Genomic DNA, 20,760 nt, shown 5'->3' with positions numbered 1-20,760 from the left:
GAATAAAATAGGAAGCCTTTTTGCGATTGACTCATTGCATAAAAATATACTGGATGAAAAAACTACTTTACCTTTTTGCTTTTTTTAGTTTACTGACTTCGTGTGTTTCTAAGAAAAATCAAGCGATTAAACAAAATATTCTGACATTAAAAGATAGCTACTGCAAAGCTCCATTTCAATATAATTACAGCAAGAAGCTTCCATCATATAATTCTGATTCTGTTTTGGCTGCAAATAAAGAACTGAAAGGAATGTTTTCCGATCAGAGTATTCTTATTTTAAATGCCTTAGATAATCTGGATGAGGTACATGAAATTATGGAACTGAAAAAAGATACCTCATTAAGTTCCCAGGTTAAAGTTCTACAACTTAAAACGAGAATAAACAGTAAAATAACCATTGCTTTAACAGAATTGGATGCTGTGGCTGCGGAATTCGACTGTGAAGGTGAACGTGTAGCTCAGATCGGAAGCTATGTAGACAACCTTAATGCTTCCAGAAATAACAAATTGATTTTATACTCTATTGTTGCAGGAGCAGCAGCATCAATTGCCGGCGGGATTGTAAAAGATGAAGGATGGAGTAGTGCAATAGATATTAGCGGAGGTGCTTTAGGTGCAGGTTTCGGTTTGGCGACACTTAACCCCAAAGGAAAAAAAGTAGAGTTTATCCATCAGAGAAATCTCCTACGGGATGTCTGGCATGAGAAGTTGGAATCACCCAATTTTCCACCTTTTATCTGGTATATGTATACTGAGAAAAAGTTTTCCAATAAAGAATCGCATTCCATTATTCAGAACATGAAGGAAAGATGGCTGCATTATCAGTTTGATGATAACCAGAACGAGGCTGATACATCAGTTATTTTCAGTGATGGTGGTTTTTATCGTGCTGATGATTTACAAAATCGTGCGGCAATGCTTAATCAGATGCAATCTGCAACCAGAACGATCAATCAGAATATCAATTATTTACTGTTGGATCTGGATAAATTAGTACTTTAAGAAAAATTTAACTGTAATAAATTTTGTTACAGTTAAAAATTTGTTTTATCTTTGTCATGTAATTATAATGAACAATACAAGATTTGCTACGGCAGTACATATTATGACCTTATTGGCGGAAAGTCCACAGGAATGGTTAACTTCTGAATGGATGGCGGGTAGTATTAATATAAATCCTGTAGTTGTTCGTAAAGAATTAGGTGTTTTAAGAGCTGCTGGTTTAGTGACAAGCAGACAAGGAAAAGAAGGTGGAAGCCAATTGGCAAGAAGTGCCGAATCAATTAATATTTCCGAAATTTACTCAGCGGTAAAAAATACCGAAGTTCTTGGAAAGAAAAATCAAAATCCAAATCCGGCGTGTACCGTTGGCAAAGAGATCAATAATCATTTGAATACATTATTCAGTGAAACAGAAAAATTGGTTATTCAGTTTTTGGGCGATAAATCATTACAGGAGTTCTGTGACCAATTCGCATAAAAATTTTTTAACCATAAATGTAACAAAAGTTATTACAGTTTAATTAAAAATAAATATTATGAAAAAAGTAGCAGTAATCGGTGCGACAGGATTTGTAGGTTCACATGTTGTGAAAGAATTAGCAAACAGAGGTTATGAAGTTGAAGCAATTGTAAGAGATGCTTCTAAAGTTGAACAGAATGACAATGTAAAAGCAAAAAGTATTGATGTGAATAACATTGATGAGCTGGCTCAAGGACTACAGGGAAGTGATGCTGTAATCAGTACTTATAACGCAGGTTGGACAAATCCAAACCTTTATAATGATTTCCTTACAGGTTCTGAGAACATTGAAAAAGCAGTTGAGAAATCAGGTGTTAAAAGATTAATCGTTGTAGGTGGTGCCGGAAGTCTTTACACACCGGATAATGTTCAGATCGTCGATACACCGGATTTCCCGGAAGCGTATAAGCCGGGAGCAACGGCAGCAAGGGATTATTTGAATAAGATCAAAGAAAATAACACCCTTGACTGGACTTTCTTTAGCCCAGCGATTGAAATGAATCAGGCAAATGTAGGAGCCAGAACAGGAAAATACAGAACTTCTTTGGAAACTCCGGTTTTTGATGATAATGGAAGAAGTATTCTCTCAGTAGAAGATGTTGCTGTCGCTTTAGTAGATGAATTAGAGCAAAATAATCATATTCGTGAACGTTTTACAGCGGCTTATTAATTAAAAATACATAATGATGTTAAAAAAGAAATTATTATCACTATTCATTTTGTTAGGTTTTACAGGCTCAATGTTAGCGGGCAATCTTAAGATCAAAGTATATAATCCTGGAACGAAGGCTATTTTCCCAATCGCTTCAACAATTATTTATGGAGATAAAGATGCCATATTGGTGGATGCTCAATTTCAGAAACAATATGCTGAGCAATTGGTTAAGGAAATAAAAGCAACAGGAAAAAACCTTAAAATTGTTTTCATTTCACATAGCGATCCCGACTTTTACTTTGGATTGGATGTTATTAAAAAAGCCTTTCCGAATGTAAAGATCATTTCAACAGCTCAGACTGCTTATCTGATTTCAGCATCGAAGGATGATAAACTGGCAGTCTGGAATCCTCAATTGAAAGGAGATGCTCCATCAGAGGTTTTCGTGCCAGAAGCTGTGACTTCAATTCCCGATTTAGAAGGGAATAAGATAGAGATCAAACAAAATCCTGATGATCCTGCCCATAGCTTTATTTGGATCCCTTCAATAAAAACAATAGTGGGCGGAATTTCAGTTTCAGTAGATTCTCATATCTGGATGGCTGATACACAAAACAAAGAAGCTATTGATAAATGGATCGGACAAATTGACGCTATGAAGGCTTTACAACCACAGCAAGTTGTTCCATCACATTTTGCAAAATTAAATTTAGCTCCTCAGTCACTGGATTTTGTTAAAGGATATTTGGAGAATTATAAGAAAGCGGTTACTGAGAATAAAACATCAGATACGATCGTAAAATTTATGGTGACTCAATATCCTGATCTTCCGGGAAAAGATGAACTTGAAATGGGAGTAAAGGTATTTTTAGGCGAAATGAACTGGGATTTAAGATCTCCTTATCCAGCCATAGGACGAAAAGTTGAAGTTGATTTCGGTACTGGAAAGTTTGTTCTGGATTATAAAGATAATAAGACCATGTCTTTTACAGGTACGAATGGTGCTTTTAAAGGAGCTGCAGATACTGTTCAATACACTGTTACAGAAGTGGCAAGCAATGTATTTATGGTATATTGGCATGAACCTAAAACAGGAGATAATGTAAGTCACGTTCAGGATTATAATAAAAATGTAGTCTACACTAATATTGCATCAAAAGATGGATCATTCAATCATTTTAAAGGAAAGCTTACTATTCTGAAATAAATTCAAATTGATATAAAATAAAAAATAACGGCTGTCATCTGACAGCCGTTATTTTTTTATAAATTCATAAACAATTTCGGATTTACCGGCGTATTGTTTTTGTGTACTTCATAATGAAGATGAGGCCCTGTAGAACGTCCGGAGTTTCCGGATTTGGCAATCACCTGACCCACTTTTACCTTATCATTTACTTTAGCGATCAATTCGGATAAATGTCCATATAAGGTTGCTAAACCATTTCCATGAGAAACGATCACGCAGTTTCCATAACCTCCTTTTTGTCCTGAAAAAATAATTGTTCCAGCAGCGGAAGCCCTAACATCAGATCCATATGCAACGGCAATATCGAGTCCTTTATGAAACTGCATCTGGTCAGCTTCAGCTGGTGGGTTATTTCTTTCCATAGGAGCTGTTTTAGATGAGGAGGAGGAAGAGGTTGTTGCAACAGATTTTGTAGAACTGGTTGCTGAAGGAGCAGGAGCACTACTGGTTGTTTTTGGAGTAACCATTACTTTTACTTCTCTTTTATTTCCGTAGCTGTCTGTAAGTTCAATGATTTTTTCAACAGGTTCTGCCTTTACTTCCGGTTTTGGTGCAGCGGCAACAGTTGGTTTAGAATTGGATGCCATGCTTGTTTTTACCGATGCATATACGGTTTTAAAAGGGATAGGATTTTTTCTGATTCCAAAATTGGATGAAATATAACCATCTGTAGGCATTCCTAACGGAACCTGCATTAGTTTTTTTTGTAAATCCATTAAATATTGGCTGTATCGGTTGGCTTGTTTAGCCAGATAGACAGAATTTGAAATACTGTCTTTACTTAAGAACATCAGCTTTTCACTTGGAACATCCTTTGATTTTAGAAATGAATTAAGCTGTGCAACGGTTTGATCTACTAAAGTGAGATCAGTTTTCATTTTTAAGTAATCTACACTATCTTTTTCAGTGTTTATTTTTACAAGGTTCACTTCATATTTTTTATCATCCCTTTCGGAAGATAGTTTAGCTATAAAAATGCCTTGAGCAAAAACTACTAGTAAAAGTCCACCTAAGAGGATATTTACGTTCTTTTTACTGTTTAGAAATTTCTTCATATTTCTTTCACTTAGTATTAAAACGGTATTAAGAGTGCAAATTTAATTAAAAATTGGTTTTGTGAATTATTTTTAATTAAAATTTACTTATTTCAATATTTAACGTCGATTTACCTATTTAATTGTATGAAAGTGTTAATTTTTTCAGAAAATTGGGTTTTATCATGCCTGTGAAAGAGATCCTAATTTTTTGTTTTAATATATTTGCAGTTCACATTTCAATTATGGCGAAAAAGAAAACAATTTCAGAATCTTCAAATCCGAAAAAGAATAATAATGAGGTCTCGGTAGGGGTTGTTGGGAGTGGAAGTTTTGCAACTGCGATCGTAAAAATGCTTGTTGAAAACTGTAAAATAGTACATTGGTGTGTACGAAGTGAGTTTGTAAAAGGAGCTATTGAGCTTCGTGGACATAATCCTACCTATTTAACGGCAGTTAATTTCAATCTTAAAAATTTAAAACTGACCACAGATATCAATGAATTGGTTTCTGCATGCGACGTTGTCGTATTAGCAACACCTTCCATTTATCTTTCAGATACACTGGAAAAAATGACCTGTGAGTATAAAGATAAAATTTTCGTTTCTGCGATTAAAGGGATCATTCCTAAAGTGAATGATGTGGTAGCACATTATCTGAGAGATGAGTTTCAGATCGGTTTTAGAAATCAGGCAGTTATTGCGGGACCCTGTCATGCTGAGGAAGTGGCAATGGAAAGACTTTCTTATCTTACAGTTGCCACAGTAGAAGAGGAGGTATCTGAAAAGCTCTTGGGCATTTTCAATTCAGATTTTATTAAAATGCATTCCAGCAAAGATATCTTAGGAAATGAATACAGTGCGATCCTTAAAAATATTTTTGCCATCGGAGCTGGTATTGCAAGTGGATTGGGTTATGGAGATAATTTTACTGCTGTGTTTGTATCAAATGCGATCCGTGAAATGGAAATATTCCTGGAAGCCATCTATGAAGCACCTAGAGATGTAAATGAAAGTGCTTACTTAGGTGATTTACTGGTAACAGCATATTCATTATTCTCAAGAAACAGAAGTTTAGGAAACCTGATCGGAAAAGGATATACCGTAAAATCTGCGATTCAATCAATGAATATGGTTGCAGAAGGATATTACGCAGCTGATTCTATTTATAAAACAGCAAAACAAAAAAAGCTTAAGCTGCCAATCGTAGACACAATCTATGGGATTTTGTATGAAGGGAAAAATGCTGAAAAGCAATTTAAAAAGCTGACTGCAAAATTGAACTAAAACAACTTGAAAGTTATAAACCAACAAAAAACATCAGCAAATTTGCTGATGTTTTTTGTTGGATATTTAGTTAAAATACAACTTTGTTGATCTTTAGTTCAGACATTCAAACAATTTCTGTCTTCATCACCTGAAAACATTGTCTGCTTTATATTTGATACTTATTTGCAATGAGCAACAAGTAGCTTCACTTCGAACTTACCATATGATAATATTCCAAGAGATTACATTTCGTAAATTAGGTAAATGAAAAAGATAGGATTTTTATCGTTTGGACATTGGGGAAACCATCCTTCATATGACAACAAAACAGCAGGTGATACTCTGTTACAATCCATAGATTTGGCGGTGGCTGCAGAAGAAATAGGAATTGACGGCGCATACTTTCGGGTGCATCATTTCGCTAATCAGTTAGCTTCGCCGTTTCCTTTGTTGGCGGCTATTGGTGCTAAAACTAAAAAAATTGAAATCGGAACAGGCGTCATTGATATGCGTTATGAAAACCCGTTTTATATGGTAGAAAATGCTGGCGCTGCAGATTTGATTTCCGAAGGTCGGTTACAATTAGGAATTAGTAGAGGTTCACCTGAGCAGGTTATTGATGGTTGGCGATATTTCGGATATGATTTGGAAGAAGGTCAAACTGATACAGATATGGGACGTCTTAAGGGTTTGGAGTTTTTCGATTTGTTAAAAGGAGAAGGTTTCGCGCGGCCCAACCCTAATCCGATGTTTCCTAATCCACCCGGATTATTGCGGATAGAACCCCATTCTGAAGGATTACGTGACCGTATTTGGTGGGGGTCTGCTTCAGATGCTACTGCAGTCTGGGCAGGGGAAGTTGGTATGAATTTGCAAAGTTCCACCTTAAAATTTGATGAAAGTGGAAAACCTTTTCATATTCAGCAAGCCGAACAGATTCGTTTATATAAAGAAGCTTATAAAAAAGCTGGACATACACGGGAACCAAGAGTTTCTGTGAGCCGATCCATTTTCGCCATAGTCAATGATCAGGACAGATACTATTTTGGACAGGAAGCAGATAGGACTGATAAAATAGGTGTTTTAGAAGGAAATCAACGTGCTATTTTCGGAAGAAGTTATGCTGCTGAACCAGAACAGCTAATTCAAGAATTGGCACAGGATGAAGCTATTCAGGAGGCAGATACTTTGTTGTTGACAATTCCCAATACATTGGGTGTTGATTACAATGTACATGTACTTGAATCCATTTTGAAATATGTTGCTCCTGAACTGGGCTGGCGTTAAAAAAGGGAAAATGGCAGGAAAAATTTGGTATAAAACAAAAATTGCAATTATTGGAGCTGGGCAAGCCGGACTTTCTACCGCATATCATCTCAAAAAAATGGGATTGGAAATCGGTCAGGATTTTATTATTTTAGATGCTGCTCCTTTTGCCGGTGGTGCCTGGCAATCCCGATGGGATTCATTGACCTTGAGTACAGTAAATCGCATTCATGATTTGCCGGGAATGTCTTTCGAAGAAACTATTCAGGGAGATGAAACTGAAGTCCGAGCCAATATTGCCGTACCACATTATTATGATTTGTACGAGAAAAAATTCGGAATACAGGTCTATCGACCGGTGAAAGTTGAGAAAGTGAGCTTGAATGGAGAAAGGTTCTACATTGATACATCGTCTGTTGCATTTTCTGCATTAGGTATCATCAATGCTACAGGAACTTGGGAAAATCCTTATATTCCGGAATATCCGGGTGCTGAGCTTTTTAAGGGTGAACAACTGCATACCCGAAACTTTAAAAATGCCGAATATTTCAAAGGAAAACATGTAATCATTGTTGGTGGCGGTATTTCTGCGATTCAATTGCTTGATCAGATTTCAAGAATAACCACTACTACTTGGGTTACACGAAGACCTCCGGAATTCCGGGAAGGACCGTTTGATGATATGGCAGGGAGTTTGGCGGTTGCGATGGTTGACAAACGAGTGAGAAATGGATTATTACCAATGTCGGTTGTTTCGGTAACAGGATTGCCTGTTACTGATGAAATTAAAGATATGGAAAAAAGAGGTGTTCTTAAACGATTTCCAATGTTTAGTGAAATCACTGAAGAAGGCGTTAAATGGGAAGATGGAAGGCAAGAAAAAGCTGATGTTATTCTTTGGAATACGGGTTTCCGATCGTCACTGTCACATTTGGATGCTATTTTACCTAAGGAAGAGGGCGGTGGTGTCATCATGTCTGGAAGATTGGCAACCGAAGTTGCAAAAGAACCGAGGATTCATTTGGTAGGCTATGGACCCTCTGCATCCACTATTGGAGCAAACAGAGCTGGAAGTGCTGCGGCAAGAGAATTGGTTACAACTCTGAGGATTATAAAATGATTTACATCTACATATGAAATATCACTTTAATGGTTAAAGCTAATTGATTTAGATTGATACTTTCGATTGCATTTTCTTGTCAAATCTGAAACTTTTTTCAATCTAAAAATTAACATGTTAAAATCGTTAAACACGTTCCTGTTGTTAAAACTTTTCCCGAAATTAGTATTAAATTTAATGTTATGTCACATTTGCTTACAAGCAGAACACCGAAACCAAAATATGATGTTGTACTCATAGGTGGTGGTATCATGAGTGCCACTTTAGCTACATTACTCCACGAATTTGATCCCAATCTTGAGATCGCAATTTTCGAAAGGTTAGGCAGGTTTGCCAAGGAAAGTACCGCAGCCTGGAATAATGCAGGAACCGGACATTCAGCTTTTTGCGAATTGAATTATACCCCAGAAAAAGAAGACGGGACCATTGATATCTCGAAAGCGGAAAGTATCGCGGAACAGTTTGAGATCTCAAAACAGTTTTGGTCATACCTGCTTCAGAAAGGCTACATCCAGGAACCTAAAGATTTTATCAATTCCTGCCCACACATGAGCTTGGTATTTGGTGATAAAGACGCTGAATACCTGAGAAAACGTCACGATGCAATGATCGGTTCTGTTTTATTTTCCGGAATGAAGTTTTCGACAGATCATGAAAAACTGAAAGAATGGATTCCTTTGGTAATGAGCAAAAGGAATGCTTCTGAAGTAATGGCAGCAACAAAAATGGATTTAGGAACCGATGTGAATTTTGGAAGCCTTACCAGAAAAATGGGAAGACATTTATTGGAAGATTCTAATGTTGAGGTATTCTTATACCATGAAGTAAAAGATATCGATCCTAGAGAAAATGGAGAGTGGGAAATGAAAGTGAAAGACAGGATCCACAATCATAAACAGGAAGTGGTAGCAGATTTTGTTTTTATCGGAGCAGGTGGCTACGCACTTCCATTACTGGATAGTTCGGATATTAAAGAAAGCGCAGGTTATGGAGGTTTTCCAGTTTCAGGGGAATGGTTGGTCACTCATAATCCGGAGTTGGTAGAAAAACATCAGGCTAAAGTATATACCCAAGCTACTGTAGATGCACCACCGATGTCTGTTCCACACCTGGATCTAAGAATCATTGATGGAAAGAAGGCACTTCTTTTCGGACCTTTTGCAGGTTTCTCAACTAAGTTTTTAAAAGAGGGCAGTTATCTTGACCTTCCTGAAAGCGTCAATACTAAAAATATCAGATCCCTATTCGGAGCATGGTGGCATAATATTCCTTTAACTAAATATCTTATTCAGCAGGTTGCCATGACCAAAGCTCAGAGGATGCAGCATTTAAGAGAATTTGTAAAAGATGCAAATGAAGCAGATTGGGAATTAAAAATAGCAGGACAAAGAGTTCAGGTGATTAAAAAAGATGAAAAAGAAGGTGGGAAGTTGGAATTCGGAACCGAAGTGGTAGTGAATGAAAGTGGAACGATTGCCTCTCTATTAGGCGCCTCACCGGGAGCCTCCACAGCAGCATATGCAATGCTCAGCGTTCTTGAAAAATGTTTTGGAGAAAAACTTCATGGAGAATGGAAAGATAAATTGTTGGAGATGATTCCTTCCTATGGACAAAAGCTGGCAGGCAATCCAGAACTTACAGAGAAAGTGAGAAATTATACGAAGGAGAAGCTGGAGCTGGAGTATTAGTTTAGATAAAAGATATTGATGATAAAAATCTTGTCTCTGTCTTTAGAATTCTTAGGTGCGCGCTGCTTATCACTTTGAGTTGATAATCATTTAAAAAGCCAACTTATATAAGCTGGCTTTTTGTTTTCCATTAAATAAAATTCTTAACACAATCATAATCCATTCAAAATATCCATATCAACTTAAATTTAAATAAATTTGTATCAGACTATTCATTACTGATTACCAATTACTATAAAAGCTGTGGAAGAAATCATTGTAAAACCTATTATTGCTAAAGAACTTCTGGAATCTCTTAAAACGAAGATAGAGGAGGAGAAACAGGTCATTGTGCATTGTTGTTTTCCGGCATCACCTTTTTTAGGTAATCTGATCAGGATTTGGAATACAACGTATCTTCTGGATAATAGTTCAGAACATCAGAGCAAATTGATCCATGCTGAAAATATTTCTATATTTCCGGATTGGACCCCGGTTCCTTTTATGCGGGATTTTTGGTTTACTTTGATATTTTCTGGTTTACCTAAAGGCTGTAAAAGTTTTGACCTTAAAGAAGTTATTCCTGAAGAAGGAGGATTCTTTGTGGAATCTATTAAGAGAAATTCTATGGATGTATATCGGGTGAAAATTTCAGAATCTTATTAATGAAAACAAGGGAAGAGAAGCTACAGCAGATCATAGCCTGGGCTGAACAGAATAAGGATATCCGGGTCGTTTTATTAACCAGTTCATTGGTGAATCCCTACGCTCCTGTTGATGATTTCAGTGATCTGGATGTAGAGCTAGTTTTTGAAAATATGGCATCTTATGAATCCGATAAAAAATGGGTTGAACTTTTTGGAGTGCCTATTTCTATGGTGGAGGAAGATGAGACTTTTTTTGAAGGTAGGCATGCGATGAAAATGGTTTTGTATGAAGACCACGTAAAAGTTGATTTTAAGCTGTATCAAAAATCTGAATTTATAAAAGAAGTACAGGAAGAAATACTTCCTGAAGATTGGGATGTGGGATATAAAGTATTGGTAGATAAGGATCAGCTTACAAAAGATTTAAAAGCTCCAACATATCAATCGATCATGATTCAGAAACCTACACCCGAAAGGTTTCAGCAGCTGATCAATGATTTCTGGTGGGATACAACTTATGTTGCAAAATGTTTAAAGCGTGATGAGATCTTCTATGCCAAATTCATGAGCGAGGATGTCATAAGAACAGACTATTTCGTTCCTCTATTGGAATGGTATATTGCCAGTGAACAGGGATGGAATAATATGACTACCAATAAACATGGAAGACTTTTCAAGCGATATTTGTCTCCTGAACTCTGGAAGAAAGTTGAAGCAACTTTTTCAGGAAATAATATCGAGGAAAACTGGAATGCAATATTTGCGTATGCAGATCTCTTTCATGAAATAGGGATTGATATTGCAACAAAGATCAATACAGTTTATCCTGAAGAGCTTGAAAATAAAGTAAGAAAATACCTGATTGAAATTAGGTTACAAGGCTAAGCAAATTCGTTTTGTTGGATTAAATTTTCGATACAATACTCGGTAATAGCCACAATAGTAACAAAAGGATTTACTCCGATTGTTCCGGGAATTAAAGAACCATCCAGAACGAAAAGGTTTTCATGATCATTTAATTTTCCATAGGAGTTCGTTGCTTCGCCTAATACACAACCTCCTAATGGATGGTAGCATATATTAGGTCCAAAACCATTTTTAAAAAGAAAATGACTTCTTGTCCCACCATTTGCTTTATTCATTTTTTTGATAAAATAATCAGCATTGGCTCTCATTTTTTCAGTATGACTTTCATTCCAGTCAATAGCAAGTTTTTTAGCAATAGGATCATAAGAAACCTTTCCTTTTTTATCAACGCGATTGATTAATAAATACAACGCAGTGGCTACGTCCATTCCCATCGGTAGTGGTGCAATCTCTGTGAAGAAAGGATGTTCCCTATCATCCCAATTATCAACTCCGCCTACTGGAATTGTGGATTGTTGAACTCCGGTACCTCCGGATAAAGGTCTCACCCAGTTTCTGCCCGTCATAAAGTTTCCGTTATTGCCCCAATTCTCACCGACATTTTTTCCAAGAGGAAACTGATTCCTGAAATTCGATTTCATTAAAAGCTCTAATGTTCCTATGGTTCCAGCTGATAATATCAGTTTTTTACAATGAAAGACTTTTTCTGCCACAAGATCTCCCGAAGTATTGATGTGACGAGCCTGCAGCGTATAGCTTTTGTCTTCATTTAGTTCAATAGAGTCAACACAATGTAAATCTAGGATTTCAAGATTTCCAGTGTCTAGTGCCTTTTTGAGATAGGTTTTATCAAGACTGTTCTTACCATAATTATTTCCGTAAATAACTTCAGTGTTAAGAGCAGATCGTGGAACTTCATTTTTAAATTCCTTTTCCATGTATTTGAAATCATATACATTCGGAACTCTGATGGTCTTGAAGCCGGCTTTATGAGCTTCTTCTTCACCTACTCTTGTAAATTTATAATAAGGACAGTCATTTAAAAACTGTTCATCAATAACGTTTACCTTTAATTCTTTTCGGGCCAAAGGGAAATAAAACTGATAAAATTTTTCAGCATCTAATTGAGGAAAAACCTCTTTAAAATAGCTTTCCTTAGGTGTTACTGCCATTCCGCCATTAACGATGGATCCACCACCCACACCTCTTCCTACCCAGATGTTGATGTGTTCAAAATCCAATCGGTCCAAAGCTCCTGTAAAAGGAGTTAAAGAAAAGAGGTTCATAAAAGGAGCTATCGTTTTCTTTTTTAGCCAGGCTGCACTTTTTCCAGGCTTTAATAAATTGGAGAATGGTAGTCCCGATTTTTCCCAATTAAGACCCATCTCCAGCATCAGTACTTTTTTTCCTGCTTCACAAAGACGTAAAGCAGCGACAGCTCCGCCATATCCGGAACCAATAATAATGATAGGAGATTCTAATGTTTTCCTTTGTTTCTTAATTTTCGGCTGTGATGCAAAAAGAAGATGAGTACTCAGGAAGTAAAGACTCGATATTCCTAAGGCACTGGTGGTAATGAATTTCTTTCTATCCATGATCCTTATTTCTCAAAAAGCATGCTAGAAAAACAAAAAAAGTCATAAATTATATTTAAAATATTGCCCAATTTTTACCGCACTTATACTGTTCATCCTCTAAAAAATTCATAGTTTTATTCTTTTAATTTTGATATTCATGAAAAAATATATTTTAATACTCTTTCTATTTCCATTATTAGTCTTTTCTCAAAAGACGATTTCAAAAGAAGAGAAAGAAGTAAAGAAATTTCAGAAAGAGCTTAATGAAGAATACTTAAATTCTAAAGAAACTCCTTTACGCGGTGATAATTTTACCAACTTCAAAGAACATCCTTTCTTTCCATTTGATTTAAAATACAGAGTAACTGCAAATTTCGTTAAAACAGAAAATTCTGAACCTTTTGAAATTCCCACTTCATCGGGGAAAACAAAACAATACAAAGAATATGGAAAGGCTAGTTTTCAATTGGACGGAAAGCCTTATACCCTGACATTGTATCAAAGCCTAGACTTATTAAAGCAGGAAAAATACAAAGATTATCTTTTCCTTCCTTTTCGTGATGCAACCAATGAAAAGGAAACCTATGGTGGTGGGAAATATATGGATCTGAAAATTCCGAAAGGAAATACTATTATTCTGGACTTTAATCAATCATATCAGCCTTATTGTGCTTACAATGCCTATGATTACAATTGTCCGATCGTTCCCGAAGAAAATAAGCTTCCTGTAGAAATTCGTGCAGGAGTAATGTATAACGATATTTATCATCATTAAAAAATGGTTAACCTACACTTTTACAAACCAGAAGACTTTTCTGAAGTTAATTATATTCTGGATGAAATCCAATCACAGTATACATCAACCGCAGAATTCGCTATAGAAAGGATCAAAGAGCGTAATGATGGGAAAGGTTTTTCTATCACCATTTTTGATGACGATAAACCTGCAGGTTATTTCGCCCTGGACTTTGGTGATGATAAATTTGATCTTACTGATAATCCAAACTCGGTTTTACTGAGATCACTGTCTATAAACCCCGACTTTCAGGGAAAGGGAATTGGTAAAGCAGCGATGATTCATGTGGATGATTTTATCAGAAGAAATTTCAAGAATTGCGATGAAATTGTTTTAGCAGTGAATCAAAATAATACCTCAGCCTATGAGCTTTATTTAAAAGTAGGATACCGATACGATGGTAAAACCAGAATAGGCAGAAGTGGGCCACAACTTCTCATGTATAAAAAACTTTAAGAAAATTTTAAAGTAAAATCTTATTCTCAGCGTGATCTTTCCCTTAACTTTGAGTAACATCAAATAATAAATATGGAAATATCACTTCGTAATCAGGTAGTAGTTGTTACTGGTGCATCAAGCGGAATAGGTACCGGAATTGCTAAATCTCTTGCTTTGGCAGGAGCTACGGTTATTGTTAATCATTCTTCAGAAAGATCTACTGATGAGGCTAAAGCAGTTTTAAAGGATATTACTGATGCCGGTGGAAAAGGGATAACCTATCAATGTGATGTTTCAAAAGAAGATCAGGTTGTAAAAATGTTTCAGGAAGTAGTCTCGCAATTCGGAACTGTAGATATTCTGGTGAACAACGCAGGGATTCAAAAAGATTCTAAATTTACAGAAATGACCATCGATCAGTGGAATGCTGTAATTGGTGTCAATCTAACCGGGCAATTTCTTTGTGCCAGAGAAGCTATAAAAGAATTTCTACGCCGTGGTATCGATCTTTCCCGTTCCAAAGCTTGTGGGAAAATTATTCATATCAGTTCTGTTCATGAAATTATCCCATGGGCTGGTCACGCTAATTATGCATCCAGTAAAGGTGCGATAAGAATGCTGATGCAGACATTAGCTCAGGAGCATGGAGCTGATAAGATACGGGTTAATTCTATTTGTCCCGGAGCAATTCAAACCCCTATTAATAAGGATGCATGGAGCACTCCTGAGGCTTTAAATAATCTTCTTCATCTCATTCCATATAACAGAATTGGACAACCGGAAGATATCGGAAACTTAGCTGCATTTTTAGCCAGTGATTTGGCCGATTACATTACAGGAACAAGCGTTTTTGTAGATGGTGGAATGACCACTTTTGAGAGTTTTTCTACTGGAGGATAGAATTTGTCATTCAAAATGTAGCAACAAATTGAAGAATCTCATCTTTTAATTCTGATAGATTACTGTAGAATTAAGATCTAATTACTTATCATTCATAATATATCAACATGACAGAAAAACAGAGGCTTTCAGATGTTACCTGGAAAAAATGGGGTCCTTATGTAAGCAATAGGGAGTGGGGACTCGTTCGTGAAGATTATAGTGCGAATGGAGATGCATGGAACTATACCAATCATGATACTGCTGAAGCTAAGACTTATCGTTGGGGAGAAGAAGGAATTTGTGGAATCTGTGATGATTGGCAGAAACTGATTTTCTCTGTAGGCTTCTGGAATAAAAAAGACAAGATGGTGAAGGAGCGTTTCTTTGGTCTAAGTAATGGACAGGGAAATCATGGTGAAGATGTAAAAGAATATTTTTATTATCTGGATTCTACTCCCACGCATTCTTATATGAAGATGTTATACAAATATCCTCAAAATGCTTTTCCTTATGAAGATTTGCTAAAAACAAATGCCGAAAGAAGTAAGAGTGATGCAGAATATGAATTAATTGATACAGGAATTTTTGACCGGAATGAGTATTTTGATATTTTTATTGAATACGCTAAAGAAAGTCAGAATGATATTTTAGTGAAACTAACAATTATCAATAAATCAGAAAATGAAGCCTCTCTTAATATCATGCCTGGTGTTTGGTTTAGAAATACCTGGAATTGGGGATATGATGATTATAAGCCTCAATTGAGCTCTGACGAAGCAACAACTATCAAGGTTCATCATAAAGATCTAAACGTCAAAAATGTATATGCAAAGCAGTCATTGAAGACCTTATTTTGTGATAATGAGACTAATAATGAAAGGCTTTATCAGTCATCTAATCTCTCCCGATATTGTAAGGACGGAATCAATGATTTCATTATTAATAATAATTCATCAGCAATAAATCCCAATGATATTGGAACAAAGGCTTGTTTTTTTATTGATGAAAATTTTAAAGCTAAAGAAACAAAAACATTTGAATTCAGGATTTCTGATAAAGACTTAACCGAACCATTTAAAGATTTTGAAGAAATTTTTGATGGAAGGAAAAAAGAATCCGATGAATTTTATAATGAAATTCAGAAAGGAATGCAGTCTGATGACGAAAAAATGGTGCAAAGACAAGCTTTTGCAGGAATGCTTTGGAACAAAATGTACTACCATTATAATGTAGAAAAATGGTTAAAAGGAGATCCTGGAGAAGTAAACCCTCCAAAATCCAGAGAAAAAATAAGAAATTATGATTGGAAACATCTTAATAATGAACATATTATTTCGATGCCCGATAAATGGGAATATCCATGGTATGCTACTTGGGATCTGGCATTTCATGCCATTAGCTTTTCATTAATTGATCCCGATTTCGCAAAGTATCAGTTAAAACTTTTCCTATTTGAGTGGTATATGCATCCAAATGGTCAGCTTCCTGCCTACGAGTGGGATTTCAGTGATGTGAATCCTCCTGTTCATGCCTGGGCTGTTTTCAAGGTTTTTAAAATCGATGAATACCTTAATGATAAGCCTGATTTGCAATTTCTGGAAAGTGCTTTTCAGAAACTATTAATGAATTTCACATGGTGGGTAAACAAAAAAGACAATAATGGAAATAATATTTTTGAAGGCGGATTTTTAGGACTTGATAATATAGGTGTTTTTGATAGAAACAGTATGCTTCCTAATGGTGAACAGTTAGAACAGGCCGATGGAACAAGCTGGATGGCCATGTTTGCTCTCAATATGATGAGGATAGCACTGGAATTGGCCTTGTATAATAATGTGTATGAGGAAATGGCAATGAAGTTTTTTGAGCATTTTCTTTCAATAGCCCACTCGCTCGATAATATGGGAGATGAAAACTTTGGACTTTGGGATGAAGAGGATGAATTCTTTTACGATGCAATTTCCTCTAAGGATGGAAATCATATGTACCTGAAACTACGAACCATAGTGGGGCTTATTCCGATGTTTGCTGTTGAAGTAATTGATGATGAGGTAATTGAAAAACTCCCGAACTTTAAAAAGAGAATGTATTGGGTATTGAAAAATAAACCTGAACTGGCAGCTCTGGTTTCTCATTGGGAAGTAAAAGGGCATGATTCCAAACATTTGCTTTCACTCCTCCGTGGACATCGTCTAAAAAGATTACTTAGCAGAATGCTTGATGCCAATGAATTTTTAAGTGATTATGGAGTTCGTGCATTATCTAAAGTATATGAACAGAATCCTTATGCAGTTAGCCTGAATGGAATTGACTATTCTGTAAAATATACCCCTGCGGAAAGTGATAGCGGACTATTCGGAGGCAATAGCAATTGGAGGGGGCCTATTTGGTTTCCTATTAATTATTTAATTATTGAAAGCCTTCAAAGCTTTTTCTTCTATTATAGCCCAGATTTTATGGTAGAATATCCAACAGGAAGTGGAAGCTATTCCAATCTGGATCAAATTTCAGATGCCTTGAGTAAAAGGCTTTCCAAGATATTTTTAAAAGATGAAAATGGAAACCGCCCTGTTAATGGACAATATCCAAAGTTTCAGACAGACCCTGATTTTAAAGATTATATTCTGTTTTACGAATACTTTCATGGAGATAGTGGGCGTGGAGTAGGAGCTTCCCATCAAACAGGATGGACAGGCTTGATAGCAAAAATTCTTCAACCGAAGTTTCCTAAGAAAGAAATCGCAGAATCTGAAACAGAGAAGCCTGAAGATGTAAAATCTTAAAAATTGATCTTTCAATTTCACAATTTAGCAGGTTATTCAAAAATCTGCTGAATGATTTCCAAAGAAGTTGGTATTTTAAAATCACTGATATGATAATGATAGTAGACCAATATGCTATCAAGGAAATCCTTCCGGAAGGAAGAATTGATCTTTATTTCATATGGATTCTCAGAAGAAATAATTGACTTCCAGAGTGAGGATACCTCATGATTAAATAGTTGATGAGTCTGAGAGAGTGAAAAAGTTCCCGTTTCTGGATCCAGAAAATCATATACATTTACCAGAGGTGTAATCCCATGTATTTTTAATATTTTAATTAAAAAAATAAGATGAGACTGATAGTTTAGTGAAGATAGCTTACCTATAAATTCATCAATACTAAAAAATAAGATCAGGTTTTTATCTTCATTTCTTAGAATCTGATTTAAAAAATCTGAGACAAAAAAGATGACCGTATTGATCTTGATATCTGTATAAATATCATTATTTTTTACCAATTCAAATTTTGAAATGGATCGTATACCGCTGCTTTTTCCCATACTAATGGAAATATTCAGTTGATTCAACGGCTGTAACAGTGCCTTTTTCTTATTTCTTTTAGAGTATATCCCCTTTAGGAAATAAGTCTGAAAACCATCTTCCTCCGTAAAACAATGCAGAATCGCATCATTCTCACCATATTTTATAAATGAAAGTAAAAATGCTCTTTGTGAATTCATTAATTAACCACAGCTATTTTAGCAGTAGCCTTATCAGAACCATCTTCATTGGTCATTAATACAAAATAGATTCCTGATGCTACCCTCGTGCCACGTTGATTATTGAGATCCCACTCGTAATAACCACCTCTTGCTACTGCTGAATGAACAACATTTCCAGCTACATCTGCAATTCTGATATTCGTTTTCTCAGCTAAACCTTTAATGGTTACTTTTCCTTTAAAGTTAGAATATACCACAGGATTTGGATAAACCACAACATCTCCAAAATTGGAAGTTACATCAGCCACATCGCCCTGATAAGTAACAATTCCGCTATAGGAAACAAAATATACTTTTCCTGTTTTCCTGTCTACTTTAATGTCTGTGATACTATTGGTGGGTAATGGCGAGTTTTCTTTAGTAAAGTGTTTGATGGTACGCTGTCCATCTGAAGACATATAATAAACGCCACCGCCGTCTACAGAGATCCATTTGTAATCTCCTGCATCTACTTCTATTTGTAAGATTTGAGAATCACGAAAAAGCTCTTCTCCAAGATTATTTTGCTCAATAATAATTGGTTCTACAGCAGGATTAGGTTCTTTAATTGCTGATACAGCATTTGAGAACACTCTTAATCCACTATCAGAACCAATCCATGCGTCTCCTGCCTTATCAATAGCGACAGAAATACTTCCGTTAGAATTGGTTGGAAGTCCATTGGACTGACTTAACAAATAAGGCGTGTCATCAGATACATTTGTAGGTGTTTTTTTATAATCATATACCAAGAAGTTATTTGTTCTTGGCATGGGAATCCATAATAAATTTTCATAGTATAATGCTTTTTGAACACCATTACTTAAAAGACCGAGATCTTTTACAATGAAATTATCTGCTGCTTTATCATAGGGAGCTATTGCGATGGAACCTGTATCCATGAATGCAATAGTAGCAATGAGGTTATTTTGATCATCATATGTTAAACCAACTGGACGACGTACAAAGTCACTAGGTGCAGCTAAATCGTAATATTTAGTAAAATCGAAATCTTTATTACCAGCATTATACTTCATCTTGTAAATACCTTGCCCTCCAAAGACGTAATTGGTAAAGAAAACCTCATCAGGATTACTAGGATTAGAAGTAGCATCCAAAACATTAAAAGTTTGGGATTTTCCTATAAAATAAGATGGATAAATCCACTGCATTCCATTAAAATAATAAAAACCTGGGTTTTTAGGATTGATTACAGGCCCGTTAAATCTTGCATCTCTGGAACCTGTTGATATTAAAAGTTGATTTTCACCATATAAACTAAGCTTGTATGCATTATTGAAATATGGACCATCTGGTTTAAATGAGTTACTGGCTTCGTCCTTAATCCCTGATAATATGGATCCACCATACATTTTGCCGTTCACTGTTGTTGCTGTGTTACATTCTTCACCAAGACTTACAGCGCCCATGAAATTTCCATTAGTATTAAATGAATAAATTCTGGCTTGATCGGTTACAATGATATTATTTGGATTTACTACGATATCGCTAACTTTTCCAAAAGTTTGTGAAAGTGGAGTAGCTACACCGTTGTCGTAGAGATATGCTGTTGTCGGAGAAGAAAAACTTAGTACAGATTCTGAATCGATTTGCGTAAATGAACCTGGCATTTCAGTAGTCCATGTAGAATATATCGGAAAGGTAGTATTCATTTCATGGCTTTTAAATCCGGTAGTGGTTACACAGTATACTTTATTGCCAACAATTGTTGCCTCGTTACTCGCTTGATAAACTCCACCAACAAGAAAAAATGTAGAATCATTGAATTCTTTTTTCTTCAGATCAAAAATTGAAAGTCCATATCCAACTGAAACAACAGCCTTGTCTCCAGTAATAGAAATATGATTGATCTTTTTACTTCCGTTGTATCCGGTAGCAATAGGAATATCAACCACATAAGTAACCCCGTCTGGAGTTACAACATCTAAAGAACCATTTTGATAACCTATCAGTCCTATTTTAGTTTGTGGATTATAGTCGAAGGCAGATATACCAACCTCGTGTAGACCATTTGCTTTAGACAGCTTTGTAATTTCACCTGTTGATATGGTATAATAAAAAAGTCCGTTTTCTGCTGCTGCAATTATTTTTCCGTGATCTTCTTTCATAGCGATCACATTATTGTAAGAGAATATATCCGACCATTTCTTTGACGAAATAACCTGTGCATTTGCGAATTGTATGGATGCTAAAATACCAAGGGAAATTATGGAGAGTTTTTTCATA

General features: G+C 35.8%; 18 protein-coding genes. 14 read left to right on the top strand and 4 right to left on the bottom strand.

What is annotated here, in order from left to right; genetic code table 11:
• Positions 1 to 53: 53 nt before the first annotated feature.
• The 4 genes from NG806_RS11465 to NG806_RS11450 all read left to right on the top strand — a co-directional run bounded on the left by NG806_RS11465 (position 54) and on the right by NG806_RS11450 (position 3,386).
• Complete coding sequence (locus NG806_RS11465) at positions 54 to 1,004, top strand: hypothetical protein (protein ID WP_214828668.1); 951 nt, start codon at positions 54 to 56, stop codon at positions 1,002 to 1,004.
• Positions 1,005 to 1,071: 67 nt separating this feature from the next.
• Complete coding sequence (locus NG806_RS11460; RefSeq protein ID WP_214828671.1) at positions 1,072 to 1,482, top strand: Rrf2 family transcriptional regulator; 411 nt, start codon at positions 1,072 to 1,074, stop codon at positions 1,480 to 1,482.
• A gap of 58 nt (positions 1,483 to 1,540) precedes the next feature.
• The gene (locus NG806_RS11455; RefSeq protein ID WP_214828674.1) at positions 1,541 to 2,194 is read left to right on the top strand and encodes an NAD(P)-dependent oxidoreductase; all 654 of its coding nucleotides are present in this window, start codon (positions 1,541 to 1,543) and stop codon (positions 2,192 to 2,194) included.
• 13 nt (positions 2,195 to 2,207) lie between these two features.
• Positions 2,208 to 3,386, top strand: coding sequence for an MBL fold metallo-hydrolase (locus NG806_RS11450; protein ID WP_261509747.1), 1,179 nt, complete (start codon positions 2,208 to 2,210; stop codon positions 3,384 to 3,386).
• A 56-nt stretch (positions 3,387 to 3,442) separates the two neighbouring features.
• Here NG806_RS11450 and NG806_RS11445 read toward each other — a convergent pair whose 3' ends face one another.
• Positions 3,443 to 4,483, bottom strand: a complete 1,041-nt coding sequence (locus NG806_RS11445; RefSeq protein WP_261509746.1) for a M23 family metallopeptidase — start codon at positions 4,481 to 4,483, stop codon at positions 3,443 to 3,445.
• A 224-nt stretch (positions 4,484 to 4,707) separates the two neighbouring features.
• Here NG806_RS11445 and NG806_RS11440 point away from each other — a divergent pair, with 224 nt between their 5' ends.
• From NG806_RS11440 to NG806_RS11415, 6 genes are all read left to right on the top strand, one after another.
• Positions 4,708 to 5,748, top strand: a complete 1,041-nt coding sequence (locus tag NG806_RS11440; protein WP_214828679.1) for an NAD(P)H-dependent glycerol-3-phosphate dehydrogenase — start codon at positions 4,708 to 4,710, stop codon at positions 5,746 to 5,748.
• Positions 5,749 to 5,994: 246 nt separating this feature from the next.
• Positions 5,995 to 7,017 (top strand): LLM class flavin-dependent oxidoreductase, encoded by a 1,023-nt coding sequence (locus NG806_RS11435; RefSeq protein WP_261509744.1) that lies wholly within the window; start codon positions 5,995 to 5,997, stop codon positions 7,015 to 7,017.
• Between the two features lie 10 nt (positions 7,018 to 7,027).
• On the top strand, positions 7,028 to 8,116 hold the full coding sequence (locus tag NG806_RS11430; RefSeq protein ID WP_214828685.1) for an NAD(P)-binding domain-containing protein: 1,089 nt from the start codon (positions 7,028 to 7,030) through the stop codon (positions 8,114 to 8,116).
• A gap of 182 nt (positions 8,117 to 8,298) precedes the next feature.
• On the top strand, positions 8,299 to 9,804 hold the full coding sequence (gene mqo / locus NG806_RS11425; RefSeq protein ID WP_261509742.1) for a malate dehydrogenase (quinone): 1,506 nt from the start codon (positions 8,299 to 8,301) through the stop codon (positions 9,802 to 9,804).
• Positions 9,805 to 10,047: 243 nt separating this feature from the next.
• Positions 10,048 to 10,449: a hypothetical protein gene (locus NG806_RS11420; RefSeq protein ID WP_214828691.1), complete on the top strand. Its 402-nt coding sequence runs from the start codon at positions 10,048 to 10,050 to the stop codon at positions 10,447 to 10,449.
• Positions 10,449 to 11,315: an AadS family aminoglycoside 6-adenylyltransferase gene (locus NG806_RS11415; RefSeq protein ID WP_261509739.1), complete on the top strand. Its 867-nt coding sequence runs from the start codon at positions 10,449 to 10,451 to the stop codon at positions 11,313 to 11,315. The genes NG806_RS11420 and NG806_RS11415 overlap by 1 nt, the downstream gene beginning before the upstream one ends.
• On the opposite strand, the gene NG806_RS11410 is transcribed toward NG806_RS11415, so the two are convergent.
• Positions 11,312 to 12,892, bottom strand: coding sequence for a GMC family oxidoreductase N-terminal domain-containing protein (locus tag NG806_RS11410; RefSeq protein ID WP_261509738.1), 1,581 nt, complete (start codon positions 12,890 to 12,892; stop codon positions 11,312 to 11,314). The two genes, NG806_RS11415 and NG806_RS11410, sit on opposite strands and share 4 nt — an antisense overlap.
• Before the next feature lie 139 nt (positions 12,893 to 13,031).
• Here NG806_RS11410 and NG806_RS11405 point away from each other — a divergent pair, with 139 nt between their 5' ends.
• The 4 genes from NG806_RS11405 (at position 13,032) to NG806_RS11390 (ending at position 17,773) form a co-directional block, all read left to right on the top strand.
• The gene (locus NG806_RS11405) at positions 13,032 to 13,649 is read left to right on the top strand and encodes a DUF1684 domain-containing protein (protein WP_214828699.1); all 618 of its coding nucleotides are present in this window, start codon (positions 13,032 to 13,034) and stop codon (positions 13,647 to 13,649) included.
• A 3-nt stretch (positions 13,650 to 13,652) separates the two neighbouring features.
• Positions 13,653 to 14,126, top strand: coding sequence for a GNAT family N-acetyltransferase (locus tag NG806_RS11400; RefSeq protein WP_261509736.1), 474 nt, complete (start codon positions 13,653 to 13,655; stop codon positions 14,124 to 14,126).
• Between the two features lie 72 nt (positions 14,127 to 14,198).
• On the top strand, positions 14,199 to 15,008 hold the full coding sequence (locus tag NG806_RS11395; RefSeq protein ID WP_261509735.1) for a glucose 1-dehydrogenase: 810 nt from the start codon (positions 14,199 to 14,201) through the stop codon (positions 15,006 to 15,008).
• Between the two features lie 107 nt (positions 15,009 to 15,115).
• Positions 15,116 to 17,773: an MGH1-like glycoside hydrolase domain-containing protein gene (locus NG806_RS11390; RefSeq protein ID WP_261509734.1), complete on the top strand. Its 2,658-nt coding sequence runs from the start codon at positions 15,116 to 15,118 to the stop codon at positions 17,771 to 17,773.
• A gap of 32 nt (positions 17,774 to 17,805) precedes the next feature.
• Here NG806_RS11390 and recO read toward each other — a convergent pair whose 3' ends face one another.
• Both recO and porZ read right to left on the bottom strand, forming a co-directional pair.
• On the bottom strand, positions 17,806 to 18,492 hold the full coding sequence (gene recO, locus NG806_RS11385; protein WP_214828713.1) for a DNA repair protein RecO: 687 nt from the start codon (positions 18,490 to 18,492) through the stop codon (positions 17,806 to 17,808).
• Entirely contained in the window at positions 18,492 to 20,759 is a 2,268-nt protein-coding gene (gene porZ, locus NG806_RS11380) for a type IX secretion system anionic LPS delivery protein PorZ (RefSeq protein ID WP_261509733.1), read from the bottom strand. The genes recO and porZ overlap by 1 nt, the downstream gene beginning before the upstream one ends.
• Between the last annotated feature and the right edge of the window lies 1 nt (position 20,760).

Origin of the sequence: Chryseobacterium paludis (assembly GCF_025403485.1) — a bacterium.
Taxonomy (GTDB): domain Bacteria; phylum Bacteroidota; class Bacteroidia; order Flavobacteriales; family Weeksellaceae; genus Chryseobacterium; species Chryseobacterium paludis.
This window is presented reverse-complemented; position numbering and strand designations above follow the sequence as displayed.

Coding starts and splice junctions, on each gene's coding strand:
- NG806_RS11390 (WP_261509734.1), top strand. CDS start 15,116: ATGACAGAAAAACAGAGGCTTTCAGATGTTACCTGGAAAAAATGGGGT.
- recO (WP_214828713.1), bottom strand. CDS start 18,492: ATGAATTCACAAAGAGCATTTTTACTTTCATTTATAAAATATGGTGAG.
- NG806_RS11405 (WP_214828699.1), top strand. CDS start 13,032: ATGAAAAAATATATTTTAATACTCTTTCTATTTCCATTATTAGTCTTT.
- NG806_RS11410 (WP_261509738.1), bottom strand. CDS start 12,892: ATGGATAGAAAGAAATTCATTACCACCAGTGCCTTAGGAATATCGAGT.
- NG806_RS11430 (WP_214828685.1), top strand. CDS start 7,028: ATGGCAGGAAAAATTTGGTATAAAACAAAAATTGCAATTATTGGAGCT.
- NG806_RS11445 (WP_261509746.1), bottom strand. CDS start 4,483: ATGAAGAAATTTCTAAACAGTAAAAAGAACGTAAATATCCTCTTAGGT.
- NG806_RS11455 (WP_214828674.1), top strand. CDS start 1,541: ATGAAAAAAGTAGCAGTAATCGGTGCGACAGGATTTGTAGGTTCACAT.
- NG806_RS11465 (WP_214828668.1), top strand. CDS start 54: ATGAAAAAACTACTTTACCTTTTTGCTTTTTTTAGTTTACTGACTTCG.
- NG806_RS11435 (WP_261509744.1), top strand. CDS start 5,995: ATGAAAAAGATAGGATTTTTATCGTTTGGACATTGGGGAAACCATCCT.
- mqo (WP_261509742.1), top strand. CDS start 8,299: ATGTCACATTTGCTTACAAGCAGAACACCGAAACCAAAATATGATGTT.
- NG806_RS11395 (WP_261509735.1), top strand. CDS start 14,199: ATGGAAATATCACTTCGTAATCAGGTAGTAGTTGTTACTGGTGCATCA.
- NG806_RS11460 (WP_214828671.1), top strand. CDS start 1,072: ATGAACAATACAAGATTTGCTACGGCAGTACATATTATGACCTTATTG.
- NG806_RS11450 (WP_261509747.1), top strand. CDS start 2,208: ATGATGTTAAAAAAGAAATTATTATCACTATTCATTTTGTTAGGTTTT.
- porZ (WP_261509733.1), bottom strand. CDS start 20,759: ATGAAAAAACTCTCCATAATTTCCCTTGGTATTTTAGCATCCATACAA.
- NG806_RS11415 (WP_261509739.1), top strand. CDS start 10,449: ATGAAAACAAGGGAAGAGAAGCTACAGCAGATCATAGCCTGGGCTGAA.
- NG806_RS11440 (WP_214828679.1), top strand. CDS start 4,708: ATGGCGAAAAAGAAAACAATTTCAGAATCTTCAAATCCGAAAAAGAAT.
- NG806_RS11400 (WP_261509736.1), top strand. CDS start 13,653: ATGGTTAACCTACACTTTTACAAACCAGAAGACTTTTCTGAAGTTAAT.